At 73.8% G+C, this 7,890-nt stretch carries 10 protein-coding genes; 3 read left to right on the top strand and 7 right to left on the bottom strand.

The window, feature by feature from the left end; all coding sequences use genetic code 11:
- The 3 genes from C1J00_RS33580 to C1J00_RS33570 all read right to left on the bottom strand — a co-directional run.
- Positions 1-694, bottom strand: a 694-nt coding sequence (locus C1J00_RS33580) for a carboxyl transferase domain-containing protein (RefSeq protein WP_281262783.1), incomplete at its 3' end; no start/stop codon positions are given.
- Entirely contained in the window at positions 687-2,132 is a 1,446-nt protein-coding gene (locus tag C1J00_RS33575) for an acyl-CoA synthetase (protein WP_102912745.1), read from the bottom strand. The genes C1J00_RS33580 and C1J00_RS33575, both read right to left, overlap by 8 nt.
- Positions 2,133-2,181: 49 nt before the next feature.
- Positions 2,182-3,585, bottom strand: coding sequence for an SLC13 family permease (locus C1J00_RS33570; RefSeq protein ID WP_102912744.1), 1,404 nt, complete (start codon positions 3,583-3,585; stop codon positions 2,182-2,184).
- Between the two features lie 193 nt (positions 3,586-3,778).
- On the opposite strand from C1J00_RS33570, the gene C1J00_RS33565 reads away from it, so the two are divergent.
- Positions 3,779-4,483: a FadR/GntR family transcriptional regulator gene (locus C1J00_RS33565; protein WP_102912743.1), complete on the top strand. Its 705-nt coding sequence runs from the start codon at positions 3,779-3,781 to the stop codon at positions 4,481-4,483.
- Between the two features lie 58 nt (positions 4,484-4,541).
- Here C1J00_RS33565 and C1J00_RS33560 read toward each other — a convergent pair whose 3' ends face one another.
- Entirely contained in the window at positions 4,542-4,841 is a 300-nt protein-coding gene (locus C1J00_RS33560) for a hypothetical protein (protein ID WP_102912742.1), read from the bottom strand.
- A gap of 261 nt (positions 4,842-5,102) precedes the next feature.
- On the opposite strand from C1J00_RS33560, the gene C1J00_RS33555 reads away from it, so the two are divergent.
- Entirely contained in the window at positions 5,103-5,981 is an 879-nt protein-coding gene (locus tag C1J00_RS33555; protein WP_102912741.1) for an ATP-grasp domain-containing protein, read from the top strand.
- Between the two features lie 54 nt (positions 5,982-6,035).
- A complete protein-coding gene (locus C1J00_RS33550) occupies positions 6,036-6,248 on the top strand; it encodes a hypothetical protein (protein ID WP_245936603.1) in 213 nt (70 codons plus the stop codon).
- On the opposite strand, the gene C1J00_RS33545 is transcribed toward C1J00_RS33550, so the two are convergent.
- From C1J00_RS33545 to C1J00_RS33535, 3 genes are read right to left on the bottom strand one after another with little or no spacing between them, the layout of a single operon-like run.
- A complete protein-coding gene (locus C1J00_RS33545) occupies positions 6,239-6,847 on the bottom strand; it encodes a hypothetical protein (RefSeq protein ID WP_102912740.1) in 609 nt (202 codons plus the stop codon). The genes C1J00_RS33550 and C1J00_RS33545 overlap by 10 nt on opposite strands.
- Positions 6,813-7,640: an FkbM family methyltransferase gene (locus C1J00_RS33540; RefSeq protein WP_102912739.1), complete on the bottom strand. Its 828-nt coding sequence runs from the start codon at positions 7,638-7,640 to the stop codon at positions 6,813-6,815. Before C1J00_RS33540 ends, C1J00_RS33545 begins: the two co-directional genes overlap by 35 nt.
- A complete protein-coding gene (locus tag C1J00_RS33535; protein ID WP_102912738.1) occupies positions 7,637-7,858 on the bottom strand; it encodes a Trm112 family protein in 222 nt (73 codons plus the stop codon). Before C1J00_RS33535 ends, C1J00_RS33540 begins: the two co-directional genes overlap by 4 nt.
- Positions 7,859-7,890: the final 32 nt, after the last annotated feature.

Genomic DNA, 7,890 nt, shown 5'->3' with positions numbered 1-7,890 from the left:
GGGTGGGCGTGGTGGACGGGCACGTCAGCAGCCGCAGCCACCGCCCGAGCGTCGCACGCAGTTCCTCCGGCCCGACGACCGCGTCCGCCGCCCCCGCCGCGAACTGCGCCTGCGCGGTGTACGCCGCCGGGTCCGCGTCCGCCGGCCGCACCCGGGAGCCGGCGAAGCCGACCTGGGCGCCGGGCAGCGCGAGCACCACGTCGGCGCCCGCGCCCAGGGTGGCCCAGCCGCCCCCGGTCGTCGGGTCGCGCAGGACCGCGACCTGCGCGAGGCCGGCCTCCCGGGTGAGCGCCGACTGGCGGGCCACCCGCTGGAGCTGGGTCAGTGCGAGCATGCCCTCCTGCATCCGGCTGCCGCCCGTCGCCACCAACGGCACGACCGGGAAGCGGCGTTCGCGGGCGAACGCGTACGCCGCCTCCAGCCGGTCGCCGGTGCCCTCGCCCAGGGAGCCGCCGAGGAACCCGAACTCGAACGCGATCAGCACGGCCCGGGTGCCGCCGACGCGGGCGGTGCCGCACACCACGGACTCCTGCTCGCCGGTGCGTTCGGCGGCCCGGGCGCGGGAGGCGTCGTAGCCCGGCCAGCCGAGCGGGCCGTCGGGCTTCGGCCTCCGTGCGGGGACGGGGAGCTCGGCGAAGGTGGCGTCGTCGGCGAGGACGGTGACGGCCTCGCGGGCGGAGAGACGCTCAGTCATGGGCCAGCGCCCGCTTCATGATCTTCCCCATGTCGTTGCGGGGCAGCGCGTCGAGGTGGTGCACGACCCGGGGCCGCTTGTGCGGGGCGAGCCGCAGCGCCACATGGTCGGCCAACTCCTCCAGCGCGGGCGGCGACTGGGGATCCGCCGGCACGATCCACGCCACGATCCGCTCGCCGAGATCGGCGTCCGGCTCCCCGGTGACGGCGGCCTCGCGCACCCCGGGGTGCTCGAGGAGTGCGTTCTCGATCTCACCGGCCCCGATCTTGTAACCGCCGCTCTTGATCAGGTCGGTGGCCTTGCGGCCGACGATCCGGACGTAGCCGTCGGGGTCGCGCACCGCCATGTCGCCGGTGCGGAAGAAGCCGTCGGCGGTGAAGGCGGCGGCGGTGGCGTCGGGACGGTTGAGGTACTCGGTGAACAGGTTCGGCCCGCGCACCTGGATCTCGCCCACCGTCTCCCCGTCGTACGCGGCGACCTCCGAACCGTCCTCCTCGACCAGCCGCAGCTCCACACCCGGCAGCGGCACGCCGACCGTGCCGGGGCGGGCCTCGCCGTCGGCGCGGACGCTGGTGTTCATCAGCGTCTCCGTCATGCCGTACCGCTCGATCACCCGCCGCCCGGTCGCGGTCGCGATCCGGCCGTGGTCGTGCACGGGCAGCGCCGCGGAGCCGGAGACCAGCAGCCGCGCCCCGGTCAGCGCCGTCACCAGTTCCGGGTCGCTCGTCACGGCCTCGGCGATCCGGTGGTACATCGTCGGGACGCCGAACAGCATGGTCGCGCCGCCGTTCAGCTCGCGGGCGACGCCCTGGGTGCTGAAGCGGCCCAGGTGCCGCACCGACCCGCCGCGCCGCAGCGGGCCTAGGATGCCCAGGACCAGACCGTGCACGTGGAACAGCGGCAGTCCGTGGACGAGGACGTCTTCGCCGGTCCACTGCCAGGCGTCGGCCAGGGCGTCCAGGGTGCTCGCGACGGCCCGGCGGGGCACGACGGCGCCCTTGGGCGGGCCGGTGGTGCCGGAGGTGTAGACGATCAGGGCCGGGGTGCTGTCGTCGGCGGGCTCCATTGGGACGGTGCCGGTGCCGTGCACGTCGACGTCGAGACGGGACAGGGCCCGTACGGGCTCGGGGAGTTGGTCGTCGGGTGCCGTGAGCACCAGACCGGGGGCGCTGTCGGTCAGGATGTGCCCGAGTTCCTTCCCGCCGGACTTGGGGTTGAGCGGCACGGCGGGGGCGCCCGCCAGCAGCGCGGCGACGACGGCGACGGCCGTCTCCATCGTGGGCGTCGCCCAGACGGCGACCCGGCGGGCGTCCCCGATGCGTGCGGCCGTCGCACCGGCCGCGGCGGCGAGTTCTCCGTACGTCAGTGAACGCTCGCCGAACCGCAGGGCGGGCCGGTCGGCGAAGCCGCCGGTCAGGGCCGGGAAGAGGGAGGTCACGCGTCACATCTCCTTAGCTGTTTGCCTGCTCCACTGGTCGGTGGGTGGGCTATCCCCAGCCGGGGACGACCATCACCAGCCACGCCGCCGCGGGGACGACCGCGACCACGATCCCCCCGTACACCATCAACTGCCGGAAGAAACGCTCGCGGTCGACGTCCGGTGCGGCGGCGAGGACGAGTGCGCCGTTGGTGGAGAACGGGCTGACGTCGACGACCGTCGCCGAGACGGCGAGTGCGGCGACCATGCCGATCGCGCCGATCTCGCCCCGCTCCAGGAACGGCACGGCCAGCGGGATCAGGGCGCCCATGATCCCCACGGACGAGGCGAACGCCGAGACCAGGGCCCCGATGTAGCAGAGCAGCACGGCCGCGAGGAGGGGGACGCCGATGCCGCCCACGCCCTCGCCGGCCCACGTGATGGTGCCCATCTCGTCCAGGACGCCCACATAGGTGAGGACGCCGCAGATCAGCAGGACCGTGGGCCAGGCGATCTGGCCGGTCGCCTGGCGGCTGTCCTCGGGCCACAGCGTGCTCAGGACCACCGCGAGGGTGATGGCGGTGAGACCCGCGTCCAGGTCGAGGACGAGGACGGCGACGACCAGGGCCAGCAGGGAGACGAGGGTGGCGATGCGGGCCGGGGTGAGACGGGTGGTGTCGGGTGCCGTCGACTGCGTCGGCACGGCGGTGGCGGTCGCGGTGCCGCCGGGGGAGGGCAGGGACCCGCCGGTCCTGCCGGGGGAGGGCAGGGACCCGCCGGAGGAAGGCAGGGTCCCGCCGGTGCCGCCCGCGGGCGGCCCTCCCGCAGCGCCGTCGCCGCCGGTGCCGGGCTCCTCCACCGCCCCGCGGGCCCACAGCTTCAGCCCGCCGCAGACGACGAACACCACGCCCGCGATCACCAGGTTCGCCACGAGGGACGCCAGGAACAGGACGACCTCGTTGCCCGGGAGCTTCTCGCGTTCGACGATGCCGTTGACGATCGAGCCGTAGATGCTGATCGGGGAGAAGCCGCCGGCTTGGGCGCCGTGGACGACCATCGCGCCCATCAGGAGTGGGCTGATGCCGTAGCGGGCGGCGAAGCTCAGCGCGATCGGGGCGACGATCGCGACGGCGGCCGGGCTGACCGCGCCGATGGCCGTGAGCGCCCCGGTCAGGGCGAACATCACCCAGGGGATCAGCGCCACCCGCCCCCGGACGAGCCGGACGGCGGCGTGCACCAGCCAGTCGGTGGTGCCGTTGGCGCGGGCGATCGCGAAGAGGTACGTGACGCCGACCAGGACGACGAACAGATCGCCGGGGAACCCGGCGAAGATGCCGTCCGCGTCGAGGTTCGCGACGAGCCCGCCGACCGCGAAGGCGGCGGCGAAGGCGAGCGCCCCCATGTTGACGGAACGGGTGGTGGCGATGACGAACACCACGACGAGGACGAGGATCGAGATGAGTTCGGGGGACATACGGGCTCCCGTCGTTGGGCCCCGGAGCGGCTGGGAGCACCCTCAGTGGACGAGTGGCTGAGCCACTTGAGGTGCGTTGGTCGAACAGCGTGGGTGCGGCCCGTGCGCCCGTCAAGGGGGTACGCAAGAATTGGCTCAGCCACTCCGCCACTGTGAAGATCCGGTGTTACGCTCCCGGCGAGAGGGGGAGCCCGTGACCGACGCCCTGCGCCCCATGACGAAACAGCGCCTCTACGAACAGGTGCTGGAGCGGCTGCGCCAGTACGTCGCCGAAGGCGGTCTGCGCGCCGGTGACCGGCTGCCGCCCGAGCGGGATCTGGCCCAGCGGCTCGGTGTGAGCCGGGCCTCCGTGAAGCAGGCGATCGTGGTGCTGGAGGTCCAGGGTCTGGTGGAGGCCCGGCACGGCGGGGGCACCTACCTCGTGCGGGACAGCCTGGACACCGAACCGGTCGAGCGGATGGTCGAACGCCGCCGGCGCCTGCCCGACGTCCTGGAGGCCCGGGAGGCGCTGGAGACGAAGCTCGCGGAACTGGCCGCCGAGCGGCGCACGGAGGACGACCTGGCGGCGATGCGCTCGGCGCTCGCCCTGATGACCGAGGAGATCGCGGCGGGCGGCCACGGCGTCGAGGGCGACCGGCTGTTCCACGCGGCCGTGACGGCGGCGGCCCACAGCAGTCTGCTCGCGGAGTTCATGCGCTCCATCGCCGAGCAGATCGCCGAGAGCCGCACCGAGTCGCTGCGCCAGCCCGGCCGCCCCTCCCGTTCCCTCTCCCAGCACCGGGCGATCCTCGACGCGATCGCCGCCGGACAGCCGAGGCAGGCGGCCACGGCCATGCGCCGACACGTCCGGACGGTGGCGAAGGTACGGCTGCTGGACTGGGAGCCGGGGGAGGACTAGGGAATCTTTGACGGATCCCAGCGGCGTCACGACGGAGATCCATCAGACGCCCCCTGGTTCAGGCCCCGCCGCCCGCGCCGGGCGCCACGAACCGCCGGTGGGCCGGTGTGAAGTGGACGTCCGGCTGCCCGGCGAGCCCGACCTCCTGAACGGCCGGGGCGAGGCGCTCGGCGAAGAAGCGCTGAAAGTCCTCCTCGGCGTTCCACACGTCCGTCACGTGCATGACCCCGGGCTCGAACCAGGCCACGTGCAGGACGAGACCCTCCGGCACCTGCTTCTCCCAGCCCACCGTGTCGAGCATCGCGTCGTACTGCTCGGGCGTCACCCCGGACCAGCGCAGCGTCAGTACCACAGCCATGGCAATCCCTTCCTCCGTCGGTCTCCTGGCCAGTAGACCGGCCGGGGACGCCCACGGCCCGTGGTCCTGCGCCGTCCGGGTCAGGGCTGCGCCAGGTCCGCCGCCACGCGGCTGACGTCGTCGCCACCGGTGCCGGGGCTTCACCGAAGGTGAAGGCCGAACGGGGTGTCGCGGTCGCGGACGGGAGCGTTAGCCTGCGACGGACATCGAATCGACCGTCCGCACGAGGATGTCGATCGTCCGTACGAGGATGGAGTCGCAGTGGCCGGCACCCCGCGCATCGCCGTCGTCACCTACGACGCCCGCGGCGAGGAGCACAAGGACCGCGACCTGCCGGTGCTGGTGCGGGCGTTGCGGGACGCCGGGGCCGACGCCGTCGCCGTCGCCTGGGACGACCCGGACGTGGACTGGGCCGCCTTCGACCTCGCCCTCATCCGCTCCACCTGGGACTACAGCTGGCGCGCCGAGGAGTTCACGGCGTGGGCCGAGCGGTGCGGGAAGGCGACGCGGCTGGCCAATCCGGCCGGTGTCGTGCGGTGGAACGCCGACAAGCGCTACCTCGGGCGGCTCGCGGAGGCCGCGGTGCCCGTCGTGCCCACCCGGTTCTTCGCGCCCGGCGACCCCCTCGACCTGCCCGTCGACCGTGAGTACGTCGTGAAGCCCGCCTCCGGGGCCGGTGCCCGGTACGCCGCCCGCTACCCGGCCGGGGAGCGGGACGCCGCCGTACGGCAGGCCGGGCGCATGCACGCCGAGGGGTTCACCGTCATGGTGCAGCCCTACCTGACCGGCATCGACCTCCACGGCGAGCGGGCCCTGCAGTTCTTCGGCGGACGCCTGCTGCACGCGAGCGTCAAGGGCGCCGTCCTCGCGCCGGGCACGCCGTACGACGCCGACAAGGTCGCCCACCCCGACCTGCGCCCCTGGGAGCCGACCGCCGCCGAACTGGCCGTCGCCGAACGGGCGCTGGCCGCCCTACCCGGGGACGCGCAACCGCTGTACGCGCGCGTGGACCTGGTCACCGGGCCCGACGGCGAGCCGTGCGTGATGGAGTTGGAGCTGATCGAGCCGAACCTGTTCCTCCATCTGCACCCGGTCTCCGTGCCGGCGGTGGTCGCGGCGGTGCTGGCCGCCGTCGGCTGAGCACGCGGTGGGGCATGACGTCCCCGATGCGGCTTTTGGTGTACTGGTAGGGCCATGCCCTCCGAGCGACGGAGCCGGGCGCCGCTGCTCCCGGTGAGCGCCGGGTACTTCATGGTGATCCTGGACGTGACGGTCATCAACGTCGCCGTGCCGGTGTCGGGCGGGGGCTGTCGGCCTCGCTCACCGGGACAGTGGATCACCGACGGGTACACGCTGGTCCTCGCCGGGTTCCTGCTGACGGGCCGGGCCGGAGCCCCTCAGACCTGACGGCCGGTGACGGACACCCGCTGCAGCAGTCCCCAGGTGAACTCCGCGACGGCCTCCCGCCGCACCCCCTGCGCGTCCGGCGCGGTGAACGCCAGCCCCCAGCGGGTCGGTGCCGTGCCCTGAAGGGGGCGGGCCGGGGCGAAGGCGCGGGCCGCCTCGTCGACCGTGCAGGACCAGGGGGTGAGGTCGTCGAGGGTGCGCAGCTCCGGGCCCTTCGCGCCCGGCGCGCGGACCAGCCACTCGTTCCACACCGCGCGGTTCGGGGCCGTCAGCACCTCGAAGCGCAAGGAGGGCCAGAGGGGCACCGGCCACAGCCAGGCCTCGCAGTCGAGATCGCCGATCCGGCGCGACGTACGGGACTCGGCGTCGCCCAGCACCTGGCGGTACCTGGACAGGGGCGCCCGCGAACGCGGGGAACGGACCATCGCCTGCCACCGCCGGTTGGCCTCGCGCATGTCCGCGATCGACACCCCCAGCTCATGGCGGGCGTCCTCCACGAGGCCGGGATTGTGGTCGGCCATGCGGCGCAGCAGCACCAGCTGGAAGTCGAGCGGGGTGAAGGGGCTAGCGGGGTGCTTTCCGGAGGGCATGGGTCCCATCGTCGCCCACCGGGGCCCTGCCCGGTCGGCGGCCGTCGGGCAGGAACAGGACGGAGTTGACGTAGCGCGGGCCGCGCAGGAGCGGGGAGGGCAGGACGCGGCGGAGCAGGCCGTGGGAGACGACGTAGGAGGCGTCCGCCTGGTGGTCCTCCAGAGGGAACCGGGCGAGCGGCACCCAGGTGTCGCCGGGCAGCACCCAGCCGTCGTAGCCCAGCAGGGACAGATAGGTCACCACCGGCGCGATCGGCTGGATGCGGGACTCCAGCTCCACGAACAGGGCCGGCCGGTCCCGGGCCAGCAGACCCGTCGCGCCGCGCAGCACGGCCGGCTCGTTGCCGTCCACGTCGATCTTGATGAAGCCGACGTCACGCAGGCCCAGCTCGTCCAGCGTGACGCAGGGGACGTCCAGCGCGCGGCCGTGGATGTCGCGGCGGACCAGCGAGGACACGCCCCGGTCGCCCGAGTCGTCCGACGGCAGCCACAGACGGGCGATGCCCGGGCGGTCCGAGGCGGCAGCCCGGACCACCCGGACGTTCGGCGGGGCGGCGGCGGCCAGCAGCCGGGCCAGATGGGGCACCGGCTCGACCGTCACGACCTGCTCGGCGAGGCCCGACAGACGGTGTGTCCAGGGCCCGTACCAGCCGCCGACGTCCACCGCCGTACCGCAGCCCGGCGGGCACAGCTCGGCCAGCCGGGCCAGCTCCGGTTCGAACCGGGGATAGAGCGCCCGAGCGGCCGCGGCCACCAGGCGGGTGGGCAGCAGAGGGGCCACACGGGCTGCCAGGCTGGTCACGGGGCCATCCTCGTCAGCAGTTCCTCGTGCTCGTCGTCCGGCACCTGCTCGCCCGAGGACGGCAGCAGTTGCGGAATACCGTCGGTGATCGGGTAACGGCGGTGCAGGCGCGGGTTGTACAGCGCCTCCTCCCGCCCGGCCTCCTCGGCCAGCAGATGCAGCGGTCCCTTGTCGAGCGGGCACGCCAGGATCTTCAGCAGCGGGTCGTCGGGCTTCATGGTGAGGCCAACTCCTTGGCGGGTGGGGAGGG

Source organism: Streptomyces cahuitamycinicus (assembly GCF_002891435.1).
In the GTDB taxonomy this organism is placed as follows: Bacteria; Actinomycetota; Actinomycetes; order Streptomycetales; family Streptomycetaceae; genus Streptomyces; species Streptomyces cahuitamycinicus.
The sequence above is the reverse complement of the archived record's forward strand: the minus strand, read 5'-3'. Positions and strand labels throughout refer to the sequence as shown.

Excerpts from the sequence above, each read along its gene's own strand:
- C1J00_RS33560 (WP_102912742.1), bottom strand. The coding sequence starts at position 4,841 with ATGGCTGTGGTACTGACGCTGCGCTGGTCCGGGGTGACGCCCGAGCAG.
- C1J00_RS33535 (WP_102912738.1), bottom strand. The coding sequence starts at position 7,858 with ATGAAGCCCGACGACCCGCTGCTGAAGATCCTGGCGTGCCCGCTCGAC.
- C1J00_RS33545 (WP_102912740.1), bottom strand. The coding sequence starts at position 6,847 with ATGGGACCCATGCCCTCCGGAAAGCACCCCGCTAGCCCCTTCACCCCG.
- C1J00_RS33570 (WP_102912744.1), bottom strand. The coding sequence starts at position 3,585 with ATGTCCCCCGAACTCATCTCGATCCTCGTCCTCGTCGTGGTGTTCGTC.
- C1J00_RS33550 (WP_245936603.1), top strand. The coding sequence starts at position 6,036 with ATGCCCTCCGAGCGACGGAGCCGGGCGCCGCTGCTCCCGGTGAGCGCC.